The sequence below is a fragment of the Calidifontibacter indicus genome (assembly GCF_003386865.1).
Taxonomy (GTDB): domain Bacteria; phylum Actinomycetota; class Actinomycetes; order Actinomycetales; family Dermatophilaceae; genus Yimella; species Yimella indica.
Genome location: NZ_QTUA01000001.1, coordinates 1,878,506 through 1,893,247, shown reverse-complemented (window position 1 = coordinate 1,893,247; position 14,742 = coordinate 1,878,506). Strand labels below are relative to the sequence as shown.

At 68.8% G+C, this 14,742-nt stretch carries 14 protein-coding genes; 6 read left to right on the top strand and 8 right to left on the bottom strand.

Annotation, left to right across the window (positions count from 1 at the left end; all coding sequences use genetic code 11):
* Window positions 1-43 precede the first annotated feature (43 nt).
* Both DFJ65_RS17785 and DFJ65_RS09030 read right to left on the bottom strand, forming a co-directional pair.
* Window positions 44-598 (bottom strand): hypothetical protein, encoded by a 555-nt coding sequence (locus DFJ65_RS17785; protein WP_211308405.1) that lies wholly within the window; start codon window positions 596-598, stop codon window positions 44-46.
* Window positions 595-1,833 (bottom strand): aminotransferase family protein, encoded by a 1,239-nt coding sequence (locus tag DFJ65_RS09030; protein WP_115922743.1) that lies wholly within the window; start codon window positions 1,831-1,833, stop codon window positions 595-597. Before DFJ65_RS09030 ends, DFJ65_RS17785 begins: the two co-directional genes overlap by 4 nt.
* A 125-nt stretch (window positions 1,834-1,958) precedes the next feature.
* Here DFJ65_RS09030 and DFJ65_RS09025 point away from each other — a divergent pair, with 125 nt between their 5' ends.
* Complete coding sequence (locus DFJ65_RS09025; RefSeq protein ID WP_115922742.1) at window positions 1,959-2,768, top strand: maleylpyruvate isomerase N-terminal domain-containing protein; 810 nt, start codon at window positions 1,959-1,961, stop codon at window positions 2,766-2,768.
* Here the strand turns inward: DFJ65_RS09025 and leuA are convergent, their stop codons facing one another.
* Window positions 2,769-4,508 carry a 2-isopropylmalate synthase gene (gene leuA / locus DFJ65_RS09020; protein WP_115922741.1) on the bottom strand — a complete coding sequence of 580 codons (1,740 nt, stop codon included), beginning with the start codon at window positions 4,506-4,508 and terminating at the stop codon, window positions 2,769-2,771.
* A gap of 278 nt (window positions 4,509-4,786) precedes the next feature.
* On the opposite strand from leuA, the gene DFJ65_RS09015 reads away from it, so the two are divergent.
* From DFJ65_RS09015 to DFJ65_RS08995, 5 genes are all read left to right on the top strand, one after another.
* Entirely contained in the window at window positions 4,787-6,004 is a 1,218-nt protein-coding gene (locus DFJ65_RS09015) for a sensor histidine kinase (RefSeq protein ID WP_115922740.1), read from the top strand.
* Complete coding sequence (locus DFJ65_RS09010; RefSeq protein WP_115922739.1) at window positions 6,001-6,645, top strand: response regulator; 645 nt, start codon at window positions 6,001-6,003, stop codon at window positions 6,643-6,645. Before DFJ65_RS09015 ends, DFJ65_RS09010 begins: the two co-directional genes overlap by 4 nt.
* A 111-nt stretch (window positions 6,646-6,756) precedes the next feature.
* On the top strand, window positions 6,757-7,542 hold the full coding sequence (locus tag DFJ65_RS09005) for an ABC transporter ATP-binding protein (protein WP_115922738.1): 786 nt from the start codon (window positions 6,757-6,759) through the stop codon (window positions 7,540-7,542).
* Complete coding sequence (locus tag DFJ65_RS09000) at window positions 7,539-8,942, top strand: ABC transporter permease (RefSeq protein WP_115922737.1); 1,404 nt, start codon at window positions 7,539-7,541, stop codon at window positions 8,940-8,942. The genes DFJ65_RS09005 and DFJ65_RS09000 overlap by 4 nt, the downstream gene beginning before the upstream one ends.
* 95 nt (window positions 8,943-9,037) lie before the next feature.
* Complete coding sequence (locus tag DFJ65_RS08995) at window positions 9,038-10,177, top strand: M4 family metallopeptidase (RefSeq protein ID WP_115922736.1); 1,140 nt, start codon at window positions 9,038-9,040, stop codon at window positions 10,175-10,177.
* Here the strand turns inward: DFJ65_RS08995 and DFJ65_RS08990 are convergent.
* From DFJ65_RS08990 to DFJ65_RS08970, 5 genes are read right to left on the bottom strand one after another with little or no spacing between them, the layout of a single operon-like run.
* A complete protein-coding gene (locus tag DFJ65_RS08990) occupies window positions 10,167-10,904 on the bottom strand; it encodes a class I SAM-dependent methyltransferase (protein WP_115922735.1) in 738 nt (245 codons plus the stop codon). The genes DFJ65_RS08995 and DFJ65_RS08990 overlap by 11 nt on opposite strands.
* A gap of 5 nt (window positions 10,905-10,909) precedes the next feature.
* Complete coding sequence (gene era, locus DFJ65_RS08985; protein WP_115922734.1) at window positions 10,910-11,821, bottom strand: GTPase Era; 912 nt, start codon at window positions 11,819-11,821, stop codon at window positions 10,910-10,912.
* Window positions 11,814-13,196: a hemolysin family protein gene (locus DFJ65_RS08980; RefSeq protein ID WP_115922733.1), complete on the bottom strand. Its 1,383-nt coding sequence runs from the start codon at window positions 13,194-13,196 to the stop codon at window positions 11,814-11,816. The genes era and DFJ65_RS08980 overlap by 8 nt, the downstream gene beginning before the upstream one ends.
* Before the next feature lie 7 nt (window positions 13,197-13,203).
* Window positions 13,204-13,692, bottom strand: a complete 489-nt coding sequence (ybeY, locus tag DFJ65_RS08975) for an rRNA maturation RNase YbeY (protein WP_115922732.1) — start codon at window positions 13,690-13,692, stop codon at window positions 13,204-13,206.
* Complete coding sequence (locus tag DFJ65_RS08970) at window positions 13,689-14,723, bottom strand: PhoH family protein (RefSeq protein WP_115924216.1); 1,035 nt, start codon at window positions 14,721-14,723, stop codon at window positions 13,689-13,691. The genes ybeY and DFJ65_RS08970 overlap by 4 nt, the downstream gene beginning before the upstream one ends.
* Window positions 14,724-14,742 lie beyond the last annotated feature (19 nt).

The window sequence follows — 14,742 nt, the reverse complement described above, 5'->3', positions numbered from 1 at the left end:
GGCCACCCACAGCTGGGCGCCGGCTAGGCGCGAGCGAGCCGGCTCACGAACCCGCCGCGATCGCCGCCACGACGACCAGCAGGATCAACACCAGGAAGAACGCACCGATCCCGTACAGGCAGCCCTTGCCCTTCGCCTTCTGCTTCTCGTGGCCGATGCTGCCCGTCGTGAACTGGTGCAACGGCGCCCGGTAGAAGACCGGAACCTGTTGTCCCGGAATGATGTTCAGCGCCATCTCGGCCTGCCCGTACTTGCGCATCCACTGGGCGTAGATCTCCAGGTGGTGCTGACCGGGCGGCAGCGGGTAGGTGTTCGATCCGTACGACGCCGGGTAAGGACGCCCGTCGATCACCACGTTCGGCGTGAGCATGTTCGACGTCGCCGCGCTGCCCTGAATGGTCAGGTGCAGATACCCGGGAGGGCCGGGCTGCTGGGACTGCTGGCCGCCGTACAGCGGCTGACCACCCTGCCAACCCGGCTGCGGCCCACCCTGCGGGTACCCGGCCTGACCCTGCGGGTAACCAGGCTGACCCTGCGGGTAACCGGGCCCGCCCTGCGGATACCCGGGCTGACCGCCGTAGGGCGGCTGCCCACTCACAGCGCGGCGTCCAGCGCCTGCCGGGTGATGTCGGCAAGCTGCCCGACCTCGTCGTCGGTCATGACGAACGCCGGCGAGAACTGCACGCCGCCCGCACCGACCGCCCGGGTCGCGACACCGAGTTCACGCATCTTCGCCACCACCGGGGCGGCCTTGGCGACCTCGTGCAACTGCACCGCGGCGACAGCACCGGTGCCGCAGCGCACCTCGGAGACCAGGTCGTGGTCGGCCAGCGGCGACAGCGCGGAGGCGAGGCTGCCTTCGAGGCGAGCGGCCTCGTCCAGCAGGTTCTCCTGCTCGAGGATGTCGAGGTTGGCGTTGGCGACGGCGGCCGCGACGGCGTGCCCGGAGTAGGTGTAACCGTGGCGCAGCCAGCGTCCGGCGTCCTGGTCGAAGAACGGCTCGGCGACGCGCGGAGCCACCAGCACTGCACCCATCGGGATGTATCCGGAGGTGAGGCCCTTGGCCGTGGTGACGAAGTCGGGCTCGAGACCGAACTTCGCGGACGCGAACCAAGCACCACCGATTCGTCCGTAACCGGTGACGACCTCGTCGGCGACGAAGAGGATGTCGTGCTCGGTGCAGATCTTGCGCACCGCCATCAGGTAGTCCTCGGGTGGCGGGTAGACGCCACCGGCACCCATGACCGGCTCGGCGAAGAAGGCCGCGACGTTCTCCGGGCCGAGGCGCTCGATCGTGGCGCGCAGATCTTCGGCGTCGTCCCAGGCGACGTGCGCCTGGTCTTCGACGAGCGTGCCGTAGCCCTCGATGTTGCCCTGGATGCCGCCGAGCGAGGTGCCGGCGTAGTGCATGCCGTGGTAGGCCTTCGAGCGGCCGATGATGTAGCGCTTGGACTCCTGGCCCTGCTCGAACCAGTAGCGGCGCGCGATCTTCGCGGCCGTCTCGACCGAGTCGGAGCCACCGGAGGTGAGGAAGGTCTTCGACCCCGGCACCGGTGCGATGCCGGCAAGGCGCTCGGCCAGCTCGATCACCGGCGGATTGGCGTAGTCGCCGAAGGTGCTGTAGGCCGCGAGGGTCTGCGCCTGGTCGGCGGCAGCCTGCGCCAGTTCCTTGCGACCGTGGCCGACGTTGGCGAACCACAGACCGGCGGTGGCGTCGAGGTACTGCTTGCCCGACGCGTCCCAGACGTGCACGCCCTCACCGCGCGCGATGACGAACTCGCCGTTCTTCTCGACCGCTCCCATGTCGGAGAACGGGTGCCACAACGCGCCCATCGGCGCACCTCCTGCAGATCGGGGACTGTGGAGCCGCGAGTCCGGTGGAGCCGGGGCTCCCCGCCACCCTAGCCGGGCAGCGGAAATCCGGTTGCGGTGTCCCCCACCGTGGATACGGTCGAGGCATGAGACAGCCGACGAACGACCAGTTCCGCGCCGAGATCGACCGCCAGTCCGCGTTGTTCCGCACCGCACTCACCGGCTGTGACGAGGCCGCTCGGGTGCCCGCCTGCCCCGACTGGGCGGCGACCGACCTGCTCGCCCACCTCACCGAGGTGCAGGCCTTCTGGGCCCATATCGTCGCCACCCCGATCACCGAGGGCTCCCAGCTCGACAGCTACGACGACCCGACCCCCGCCGACACCTATGCCGCGCGGCTCACCGAGTTCGACGCGGCACACCGTTCACTGGGCACCGCCGTCGGCGCCGCGACCCCGGGTGACGCCCGGTGGATGTGGGCCTCCGACCAGGGGCTGCACACCGTCGGCTACATCACCAGGCGGCAGGCACACGAGGCGTTGATCCACCGGGTCGACGCGGAACAGGCGGCCGCACAACCCGTGACGGACGCCGACCCCCACCTGGCCGCGGACGGCGTCGACGAGATGGTCACGGTCATGCTGGGCGGGCACCCCGAGTGGGCGAGCTTCGCCGGCGACGGACGCGTGGTGCGTCTTGCGGCCACCGACACCGGCGACGAGTGGCTGGTCGAGCTCGGACGCCTCGCCGGCACGCATCCGCGATCCGGCGAACAGTTCGAGGAGGCCGGCCTCAGGCCGGTCACCGGCGGCGAGCCGATCGCCACGATCAGCGCTCCCGCGTGGCCACTCGACCTGTGGTTGTGGAACCGCACGGACGCCGCATCGGTGGAGCGCACCGGCGATGCCGATGCGCTCCGTCACGTCGACGATGCCCTCGCCGAAGGGTTGAACTGATCAGTCCGCGTCGCGGGTCGCCCGGTTGACGGCCGACAGGATCGCGGTGAGCGACGCCTTGACGATCGAGCTGTGCACACCGACGCCCCAGAGCACGCGCTCACCGATGGCGGCCTCGACGAACGACGCCGCCTTCGCGTCGCCACCGGCCGACATCGCGTGCTCGGCGTAGTCGAGCACGCGCACGTCGATGCCCAGGGTCGACAGCGCGTCGACGAACGCCGCGATCGGGCCGTTGCCCCAGCCCTCGATGGTGATCTGGCGACCGTGATCCAGCAGTTCGGCGGTGATGTGGTCCTTGCCCTCCGAACCCGACTCGACCGTGTGGCCGATCGGGCGGAAGCGTCCCCAGCCCTCCGACTCGGCGTCCTTGCTCGGCAGGTACTCGTCGCTGAACAGCTCCCACATCTGAGCCGGCGACACCTCGCCGCCCTCGGAGTCGGTGCGCTTCTGCACGACCCCGCTGAACTCGATCTGCAGTCGCTTGGGCAGGTCGAGGCCGTACTCCGACTTCAGGATGTAGGCGGAACCGCCCTTGCCCGACTGCGAGTTCACCCGGACGACCGCCTCGTAGGTGCGGCCGATGTCGTGCGGGTCGATCGGCAGGTAGGGCACGCCCCAGACCAGCGAGTTGAGTTCCTTGCCGGTGTCGGCGACCTGGCGGTCCATGTCCTCGAAACCCTTCTTGATGGCGTCCTGGTGGGAGCCGGAGAAGGCGGTGTAGACCAGGTCGCCGCCCCACGGGTGGCGCTCGGGCACGCGCAACTGGTTGCAGTGCTCGACGGTGCGGCGGATGTCGTCCATGTTCGAGAAGTCGATCTCGGGGTCGACGCCCTGGCTGAAGAGGTTCATGCCGAGGGTGACGAGGCAGACGTTGCCGGTGCGCTCACCGTTGCCGAACAGGCAGCCCTCGATGCGGTCGGCGCCGGCCAGGTAGCCGAGCTCGGCTGCCGCGACACCCTCGCCGCGGTCGTTGTGCGGGTGCAGCGACACCACCAGCGACTCGCGCCGCTCGAGGTGCCGGATCATCCACTCGATCGAGTCGGCGTAGACGTTCGGCGTGGCCATCTCGACGGTGGCCGGCAGGTTGATGATCATCTTGTGGTCGGGCGTCGGGTCGATGACGTCGATGACCTCGTTACAGACCCGGACGGCGAACTCCAGCTCGGTGCCGGTGTACGACTCGGGCGAGTACTCGTAGAAGACCTTCGTCTCCGGGATGGTCTCCTCCAGCTTCTTGCACAGCCGCGCGCCCTGCAGCGCGATGTCGACGATGCCGTCCTGGTCGAGACCGAAGACGACCCGGCGTTGCAGCACCGAGGTGGAGTTGTAGAAGTGCACGATCGCCGTCTTGGCGCCCTTGATGGCGTCGAAGGTGCGCTCGACGAGGTGGTCGCGGCACTGGGTCAGCACCTGGATGGTGACGTCGTCGGGGATGTGGCCGCCCTCGATGAGCTCGCGGCAGAAGTCGTAGTCGGTCTGGCTGGCCGATGGGAAGCCGACCTCGATCTCCTTGTAGCCCATGCGAACCAGCAGCTTGAACATGCGCATCTTGCGCTCGGAGTTCATCGGGTCGATCAGGGCTTGGTTGCCGTCGCGCAGGTCGACCGCGCACCACCGCGGTGCCTTCGTGATGACCTTGTCGGGCCAGGTGCGGTCGGGCAGGTCGACCTTGATCTGCTGATCGAACGGGAGGTACTTGGCGGTGGGCATTCCGGAGGGCTGCTGCGGGAAAATCATCGTTGCTCCTGGGACTGAATTCTTGGATTCGGCCCGGACATCACGAGACTCCGCGGCGAGGAAGGCCGACGATCAGGCCTCGCCGCGGCAGCCAAGGAGGAGGCTCATCCGCACGTCGTCACTCTAACCCGGCCGATCCCGGCTCGCCACGGGGTGGGCCCGATGTCCGCATCCCGGGACGTTTCCGGACGATCCCGGACACTTCCGGGCCGTCCTCGACGCCTCCCGACGCTCCCCGACCTTCTCGGATCCGGGGTCCGGTTTGCCACACTGACCCGGTGACCGACATCTGGGTGGAGAGCTCGCGCTCCCGACGCGTGCGCCTCTGGGCCGAGTCGATCCTGCTCGTCCTGCTCGGCTTCACCTCCCTGGTGGTCGGTCTCACCAACCCCTGGCCGGCGGTGGCGGCCGCCGTCGTGATGTTCGCGGCCGTGCTGCTGCGGCACTGGCGGCCGAAGCTCGCCGCCGGCCTCGCGCTCGTCGCCGGGCTGATGCAACTCACCCAGTGGACGGCGTTCAACCCGGTGGCCGACCTCGGGTTCGCTCCGATCTGCTATCAGCTTGCGGTACAACGAGATTCGTCGGCGCGCCGGCTAGGCCTACTGCTCGCTGGGCTCGCCACCGCCTGCGTGGCGATCGTGATGCCGCTGCGCGCGCCCGGCCCACGCACCGCCGCCGACCTGGTGGCCACCGGCGCCGCGCTCGGCGCGATGGGCGCGGTCGTGGCCTTCGGTGGGTGGGCCGGCGGTTTCATGCGGTTCCAGTCGCGGCGTGCGGTCGAGGAGCAGGTGGCCGGACAGCTTGCCGAGGCCGACCGCCGGCGCCTGATGGATGCGTACGAGCAGGCCCAGACCCGCAACCGGATAGCCGCCGACATGCACGATGTCGTCGCGCACTCGTGGGCGGTCGTCGCCGCGCAGGCCGACGGCGCGCGATACAGCCTGCGCACCTCCCCCGACCGTGCCGAGCAGGCCCTGGAGGTCATCGGCGAGACCGCCCGCGGGGCGATCACCGACCTGCGCCGCATCCTCACCCAACTGCGCCATGCGGAGTCGGACGAAGGCACGATCGGACCCGAGCAACAGCAGGTGGTGCTCGACCGGATGAGCGCCAGCGGGATGGATCTGCGGTTCACCGAGACCGGCGAGCGCCCCACGTCCTCGCTGCTCACCCTGACCGCTCATCGCCTGCTCGCCGAGTCGTTGACCAACGCGTTGAAGCACGGTGACCTCTCCCGGCCCGTGACCGCAATCCTGCTGTGGGACAAAGGTTTCACCCTCGACATCCGGAACGCGATCGGCGCGACACCCGGGTCGGGCACCGGCCACGGCATTCTCGGCATGACCGAGCGCGCCGACCTCGCCGGAGGTCAGGTCACCTCCCGCCGCGAGGGCGACCAGTGGGTGGTGCGGGCGACCGTGCCCCAGCCAGGTCAACAGGCAGGCCAGCAGACAGGCCAGCAGACGCAGCGACCCCAGCAACAGGAGCAGGCATGATCCGCGTGGCGCTCGTCGACGACCAGGCGATGTTCCGAGCGGGCATCGCAATGGTGATCGACAGCCAACCCGATCTCACCGTGGTCGCCCAGGCCGGCGACGGAGCCGACGCCGAGGCGATGGTGCGTGAGCACCGTCCCGATGTCGTGTTGATGGATGTGCGGATGCCCCGCGTCGATGGGGTCGCCGCCACCCGTCGCCTGGTCGACGCCTTCGGGGACGAGTGCCCGAAGGTGTTGGTGCTGACCACCTTCGACCTCGACGAGTCGGCCGCGGGTGCGATCGAGGCCGGCGCCAGCGGGTTCGTGCTCAAGGACACCCGTCCGGAGTTGTTGCTGGAGACCATCCGGGCCGTCGCCGACGGCTCGCAGGTGATGGCGGCGGGCGCCACCCGACGGCTGTTCGAGACCTTCCGGTCGCGCTCGGTCCGCAGCACCGGCCCGGAGTACGACGCGCTCACCCCGCGCGAGCGCGAGATCCTGGTGCGCGCGGCGCAGGGCATGTCCAACGGCGAGATCGCCGCGGCCGAATTCCTTTCGGAGGCAACGGTGAAGACGCACGTGTCGCGCATCCTGACGAAGTTGCAACTGCGCGATCGGGTGCAACTCGTCGTCTACGCCTACGAGCACGATCTCGTCTGACGAGGCGCCCGAGTCAGCCCCGGGTGGCAGCCCCGCGTACATCTGAGGATGTACACAGGATCGATCTGCGGCCCGATGTGCCCGCGGGCCCGGCCGACCAGGCTGGTCGGTATGAACCTGCACACCGCGAACCCGAACCTCGACGCCTCGGCCACGCACGCCGTCGTGACCTTCCGAGACGTCACCAAACACTACGGCGACCCGGCGGCACCCGTCCGCGCACTCGAGGGCATCACCGTCGACATCCACCGCGGTGAGTTCACCGCGATCATGGGCCCGTCGGGTTCGGGTAAGTCGACCTTCATGAACATCGCCGCGGGTCTCGACGACCCGGCGTCCGGCGAGTGCCATATCGCCGGGCAGCCGGTGCACCGCATGGACGACCATCAACGAACTCTGTTGCGCCGCAGCGCCGTCGGCTTCGTCTTCCAGTCGTTCAACCTGGTGCCGACCTTGTCGGCCGCCGAGAACGTGGTGTTGCCGTTCCAGTTGGCCGGACGCACCGTCGATGCGGAGACCCGCCGTTGGATCGATCACCTGATGTCCACCCTCGGGTTGGCCGAACGCGCCGCGCACCGTCCGGCGCAGTTGTCCGGCGGCCAGCAGCAACGGGTCGCGATCGCACGGGCACTCGCCTCGCGACCGCAGATCGTGTTCGCCGACGAGCCCACCGGCAACCTCGACACCCGCACCTCGCCGGAGGTGCTGTCGTTGCTGCGCACGGCGGCCTCGGAGTACGGCCAGACGATCGCGATGGTCAGTCACGACCCGGTGGCCGCGTCGTACGCCGACCGCATCCTGATCATCAGCGACGGACGGCTGGTCGGCGACCACGGCCGCCTGTCCCCCAGCCAGATCTCCGAGCTGCTCATCGGCACCGAGGTCGGTGCGGCATGAGCGCCCGCATCAGCAACCGGTCGCTGGTGATGGGCAGTCTGCGCGAGCGCAGCACCATCACCCTCGTCGCCGGCCTGTCCGGCTTCTACGCCGCAGCGCTCATGATGGGCGCCTCGATCCTGCAGACGCTCTCCGCGGGCGACGGCAGCTCGGTCGGTGTTTACCTCAGCATCGTGGCCGGCGTCTTCATCGGCATCGCGTTGTACGTCGCGGCCGTCGTGATCACCGGATGTGTGGCAACGGTCATCGCCGGACGGCTCCGGCAGATCGCCACCCTGCGCCTGATCGGCGCCGACAGCCGCACCCTTCGCCGCGATGTCTGCCGCTCGTGCGGCATCGCGGGCCTGGTCGGCGGCGCGATCGGCATCCTCGTCGGCACGCTCACCGCCGATATCGCCCGCATCTGGTTGGTGCACCGCGCCACACTGCCGGCGCGGGCCTACGCCTCGGTCGACGTCCGCAGCATGTTTGCGTTGGTCGCCGTGGTCGGATGCGCGGCGTTGGCCGGCTACGTTGGTTCGCGAAAAGTGTTGGAGGTCAACCCTGCCCAGGCCATGACCGGAGTGCTCGACGCGCACGGCACCAAGCGAGCCGGACGGGTGCGGGCTGCCTTCACGGTGCTGCTGCTCGTGCCAGGAGTCGCCCTGCTCGCGCTCGCGATGAAGCTGCGCGAGCATGACTCCCAAGCGGGGTTCTTCGTGGCCTTCCTCGGGTCGGTGCTCGCCGGGAGCGCGGTGCTGATCGGTGCCTCGTTCATCGTGCCGCGTCTCGTCGCCCTCGTCGGACACCTGCTCGGCAACGATCCTGCTGCACAGGTGGCCCGCCGCAACGCCACCGCCGATCCGATGCGCACCACCCGCGCCACCGTGGGTCTGGTGGTCGGCGTGACGCTGGTGACGACCTTCGCCTCGGGCATGAAGGCGTTGCAGGACTCCGTCGCCGGATGGGATCTCTCCCCCGCCGACGAACGTCACGCGCAGCAGGTGCTGTCGACCTTCAGCACGGTGCTCATCTGCATCGTCGTGATTTCCTCGGTCATCGCCGCGGTCGGGTTCGTCAGCACGATGTCGCTGCTGGTGATCCAGCGACGCCGCGAGATCGGGCTGCTGCGTGCGCTCGGGTTCACCACCCGCCAGGTCGCGACCATGGTCACCAAGGAGGCCGTCGCACTCGGCGCCACCGCGGTGCTCTTCGGATTGCTGCTCGGGGTGACGTTCGGCTCGGTCGGCGCGCAGTCGCTCGTGGGATCGGTGAACGACGGGTTCGTCTGGGGCCTGCCCGCGCCCGTGCTCGCCGCGATCGTGCTCTGCGCCGTCGCACTGGTGCTGGTCGCAGCCCTGCCGCCGGCCCGCCGAGCGTTGCGGATCACGCCGGTGCAGGCGCTGCGCGTCGAGGCCTGATCCACGGCAGCAGACGTCGCGGCGGTTCGTCCGGTACGGGGGTCCGGACGAACCGCTGCTGGCTGCTTGTCGGTGGTCAGGCGCACGATGGAGACATGAACACGACAGCCTGCACGATCGTCCCGCCGCACATCCTGCGTGCCCTGGCACGCTCATCCGACGAACGGGTGGCACAGGCGGCCGAGCACACGCTGCGCACTCGCCTCACGGTCGAGGGCAAGCGGGCCGCGCAGGCGAGGCGGCCGCGTCCGGGTGACCGATCTGCCCCGGGCGGCAGCGGTTTCCTGCCCCGCGATCTGCAAGCGCGTGCCGAGCGCACGCTCGATCTGCCGCCGACGGCGACGACCACTCCGAATCCGCAGCGTTCGATCCACGACGCGCAGCAGGGCACGAAGCTGCCCGGGGTGCTCGAGCGCTCCGAGGGCGAGCCCGCCGTCGCCGACGAATCGGTGAACGAGGCCTACGACGGGCTCGGCGCCACCTGGTCGCTGTATTACGACGTGTTCGGCCGCAACTCCCTCGACGACAACGGGCTGCCGCTGGTCGCGAGCGTGCACTACGACAAGAAGTTCGACAACGCCTACTGGGACGGCGAACAGATGGTGTTCGGCGACGGTGACGGCGTCTACTTCAGCTCGTTCACCGACAGCATCGACGTCATCGGACACGAGCTGACCCACGGCCTCACCCAGTACACCGCCGGATTCGTCTACGTCGGCCAGTCCGGTGCGCTCAACGAGTCGATGTCCGATGTGTTCGGGTCGATGGTGAAGCAGCGCTCGCTGGGTCAGTCTGCGGCTCAAGCAGATTGGCTCATCGGGCAGGGCCTGTTCACGGCGCGGGTGCACGGCGAAGCGCTGCGTTCGATGAAGGCACCGGGCACCGCCTACGACGACCCGAACATCGGCAAAGACCCGCAGCCGGCCACGATGGACGGCTACCAGCAACTGCCGCACGACGACTCCGGCGACAACGGCGGCGTGCACATCAACTCCGGCATCCCCAACCACGCGTTCTACCTCGCTGCGGCGGCTCTCGGCGCAAACAGCTGGGAGACGGTCGGGCCGGTCTGGTACGACACCCTCACCCGGGGCGGCCTGCCCAAGGACGCCGACTTCGCCGGGTTCGCGGCCGCGACGATCAAGGCCGCCGAGACTCGCTACGGAGCCGATTCCGAGCAGGAACGTGCCGTCCGGACGGCGTGGGAACAGGTGAAGGTCGTCGTCAGCGCTTGATGTCCGGCAACCGGCGAATCGCGAAGTAGCGGTCGTTGATCTCCTCGATGCCGAACTTGCCGATCGGGATCTCGTCGAGCACGAGGTCTTCGTCGAGGCCCCAGGCGGCGATGGTGGCGGCTTCCTCACGCACCTTCTCACCGTCGCGCAGCACGACGAAGGTCTGGGTGATCTCCATCCGGTTGTCGCGGCCGGGCTTGGCCTCGAACCACCGCTGGTATTCGTGCCGGCCCATCGAGGCGGTCGAGGCGAGCTTCTTTTCGACGGCCTCCTCGGGCACGCCGCCGTACGACCGGCTCATCAGGATCGGGGCACCCGGCGCGAGCACGTCGGCCATTCGCTGCCAAAACCGGTCGCGGGCGCGGCCGCCGAGGAAGTAGATGACGTTGAAGAGCAACGCGCCGCCACACTGCGCCGGCAACCAGGTCTGGCCGATGGTGTCGGGCAGAACCGTTGTGCGCGAACGAAGTTCGGGGTGCTCTGCGATACGTGACATGAGCAGGGAGCGCATGATCGGGTCGGGCTCGACCGACAGGATCTCGGCGTCGGGGTACTTCTCCCCCAAGGTCACGGTGACCAGGCCGCTGCCCGAACCGATGTCGATGAGCGGCAACTGCGCCATGAACGCCGCCTGCTCCCACGGGATGTCCCGCACATAGTCCGAGTCGTCGATCGGCAACCGCAATGTGTCACCGAACTCGGCCCACACCAAACTCTCGTCGGCCATCTGTTCTAGAACCCCAACTTCGACAATTGATTCGGGTCGGTCTGCCAGTCCTTGGCGACCTTGACGTGCAGATCGAGGAACACCCGCTGTCCGAGCAGCCTCTCGATGCCGGCTCGCGACTTGGTGCCGACCTCGCGCAGTCGAGACCCGCCACGGCCGATGATGATCGCCTTCTGCGACGGACGCTCGACGAACACGTTGACGCGCACGTCCATCAACGGCTTGCCTTCGGGTCGTCCCTCGCGCGGGGTCATCTCCTCCACGACCACGGCCAGGCTGTGCGGCAACTCGTCGCGCACTCCCTCCAACGCGGCCTCGCGCACGAGTTCGGCGATCATCACCAGCTCGGGCTCGTCGGTCAGCACGTCGTCCGGGTACAGCTTCGGCGACTTCGGCAGGTGCGAGGTGAGCACCTCGGCCACCGTGTCGACCTGGGTGCCGTCGACCGCCGAGCAGGGCACGATGTCGTCCCAGTCGCCGAGCTGATCCATCGCGACGAGGTGCTCGGTGAGCCGGTCGCGACTCACCGAGTCGATCTTGGTGGCGATCGCGACGACCGGCTTGCGGCGGCCGCGGCGCAGCTCGGCGAGTTCGTTGGTGATGAACTGGTCGCCCGGCCCGATCTTCTGGTCGGCCGGCAGGCAGAACCCGATGACATCGACGTCCATCAGCGTTTCGCGCACGACGTCGTTGAGCCGCTGGCCGAGCAGCGTGCGCGGTTTGTGCAGCCCGGGGGTGTCGACGAGGATCAGCTGCGACTCGTCGGTGGTGCGGATGCCCCGAATCGTGTGCCGCGTCGTCTGCGGCTTGTTCGAGGTGATCGCCACCTTCTGCCCGACCAACGCGTTCGTCAGGGTCGACTTGCCCGCGTTGGGTCGTCCGACCAGACAGGCGAATCCGGCTCGGAACTCACTCATGGGCAACTCCTCGTGTCGACTCCCGCTGCCTGAGTATGTCCGAGACGTCGGACGACGTGTCGTCCGACTCCGCCGACTCGGGCGACTCGGCGGACTCGGGCGACTCGGCCGACTCGGGCGTCGGCGGCTGCCGATCGACCGAGACCGTCGCGATCTGGTGCCGGCGTCCCGCCATCCGCTCGGCCCGCAGCGTGAGGCCCTCGATCTGCACCGTCGCACCGACGAGCGGCACCCTGCCGAGCAGTTTGGTGAGCAGGCCGCCGACGGTGTCGACGTCGTCCTCGGTGATCGACACCTCGAACAACTCGGCGAAGTCGTCGATCGCCATCCGGGCCGGCACCCGGGTCGTGCCGTCGTCGAGCAGCTGCACTCCCGGTGTCGCACGGTCGAATTCGTCGTCGATCTCGCCTACGACCTCCTCGACGATGTCCTCCAGTGTCACCAGACCGGCGGTGCCGCCGTACTCGTCGATGACGATCGCGAAGTGGCGGCGCTCGGCCTGCATCTCGCGCAACAACACGTCGGCCGGCTTGCTGTCGGGCACGAACACGGCCTCCCGCATGTGCTCGGTGACGAGGTCGTCGCGATGGTCGTCGCGGGTGCTGACGAGCCGGGCGGCGACGTCCTTGAAGTAGAGCGCGCCCTCGACCTCGTCGGGGTTGCCGTCGACGACCGGGATGCGGGAGAAGCCCGACCGGGTGAACAGCGACATCGCCTGCCGCAGCGTCTTGCTGCGATCGATGCAGACCATATCGGTGCGCGGCACCATCACCTCGCGGGCGATGGTGTCACCGAGCTCGAAGACCGAGTGGATCATCCTTCGCTCTTCGGCCTCGATGAGGTCGGATTCGCCTGCCAGGTCGACGAATTCGCGCAGCTCGGCCTCGGAGTCGAACGGTCCGTCGCGGTAGCCGCGCCCGGGCGTCACCGCGTTGCCGACGGCCACCAGCAGGTGCGCCAACGGGCCGAACAGGTTGCCCATCCAGCGCACGATCGGCGCGAACGCGAGCGCGAAGCCGCCGGCATGCTGGCGGCCGAGGGTGCGCGGCGAGACACCGACGATCACGAACGAGGCGACCGCCAGCACCGCGATGGAGATCAGCAGCGTGCGCCAGAACTCCCCACTCAGCCGGTCGACCGCCAACGTCACCATGACCGCGGCCGACATCTCGGCGACGACGCGCAGGAAGTTGAGCACCATCAGTGCGGCGCTCGGGTCGTCGGCCAGGTCGGCGAGCGCGGTCGCACCGCGTCGACCGTCGGCCACGAACTCCTCGACCTGGTGTCGACCGACCCGCGACAGCGCGCTGTCGACCGCGGCGAGGGTCGCTCCGATGACGATCGCCACGAAGGCGGCGATCAGTAACGGGATCATCGACCGGTCACTCTCCGGTGGGCGGCGTGATCCGCACGGTGGCCGGACGGCGGGCCAGGAAGGTGAGCAGGAGCGTGCGCTGCAGGCCGAACATCTCCTTGCGCTCTTCCGGTTCGGCGTGGTCGAACCCGAGCAGGTGCAGGATGCCGTGCACGGTGAGCAGCAACAGCTCCTCCGCGGGCGTGTGCCCGGCTTCGGCGGCCTGCTTCGCCGCGACGGTCGGGCACAACACGATGTCGCCGAGGATGCCTTCCTCCGGGTCGACCCCCTCGCGTCCGGGGCGCAACTCGTCCATCGGGAAGCTCATGACGTCGGTCGGGCCCGGCAGGTCCATCCACTTGACGTGCAACACCTCCATCGCGGCCTCGTCGATGACGGCGATCGTGAGGTCGGCCTCCGGGTGCACGCGCATATCCTGCATCACCCAGGCGGCGCAGTCGTGCAATTCCTCGAGGTCGACCTCGACGTCGGTCTCGTTGGCGAGGTCGATGCTCACGAGTCGGTGCCCTGTCGCGAGTCGCGCACCGGACGCGTGCGCCGCCGTGCGTCGAAGTGGTCGTACGCCTGGACGATGTCGCTGACCAGCCGGTGCCGGACGACGTCCTGGGCACTCAGGTGGGCGAAGTGCACGTCGTCGATGTCGCCGAGGATGTCCTGCACGATGCGCAGACCCGAGGTGGTGCCGCCGGGCAGGTCGACCTGGGTGACGTCGCCGGTGACGACCATCTTCGAGCCGAACCCGAGCCGGGTGAGGAACATCTTCATCTGCTCGGCCGAGGTGTTCTGCGCCTCGTCGAGGATGATGAATGCGCCGTTGAGGGTGCGGCCACGCATGTAGGCCAACGGGGCCACCTCGACGGTGCCCGACGCCATCAGCCGCGGGATCGACTCCGGGTCGACCATGTCGTGCAACGCGTCGTAGAGCGGCCGCAGGTAGGGGTCGATCTTCTCGTTCAGCGACCCGGGCAGGAAGCCCAGCCGCTCACCGGCCTCGACCGCCGGACGGGTGAGGATGATGCGGTCGACCTGCTTGGCCTGCAGCGCGGCGACGGCCTTCGCCATCGCCAGGTAGGTCTTGCCGGTGCCGGCCGGGCCGATGCCGAACACGATGGTGTTCTCGTCGATCGCGTCGACGTACTGCTTCTGCCCCAGCGTCTTCGGCCGGACGGTGCGCCCTCGGCTGCTGACGATGTTCATCGTGAGCACGTCGGCGGGGCGTTCGCGGGTCTTCTGGCGCAGCATTCCGATCGACCGCTCGACCGCGTCGCGGTTGAGCGGGTGGCCGGCGTCGGCGATCGTGATCAGTTCGTCGAGCAGGTCTTCGACGAGCGCCATGTCGCCCGGGTCGCCTTGCAGGTGAACGTCATTGCCGCGAACCGCGATGACCAACTTCGGAAAGGCACGCTCGATCGTGGTGAGCAGTTCGTCGCGCGGTCCGAGCAGAGCGACCATCGGCACGTCCGGCGGAATCTGCACGGTGTGAGAGGTCTGGACGGTGTGCTGCGGGTTGCCTGAGCTGTCTGTCATCGTGTGGTCCATTCTACGG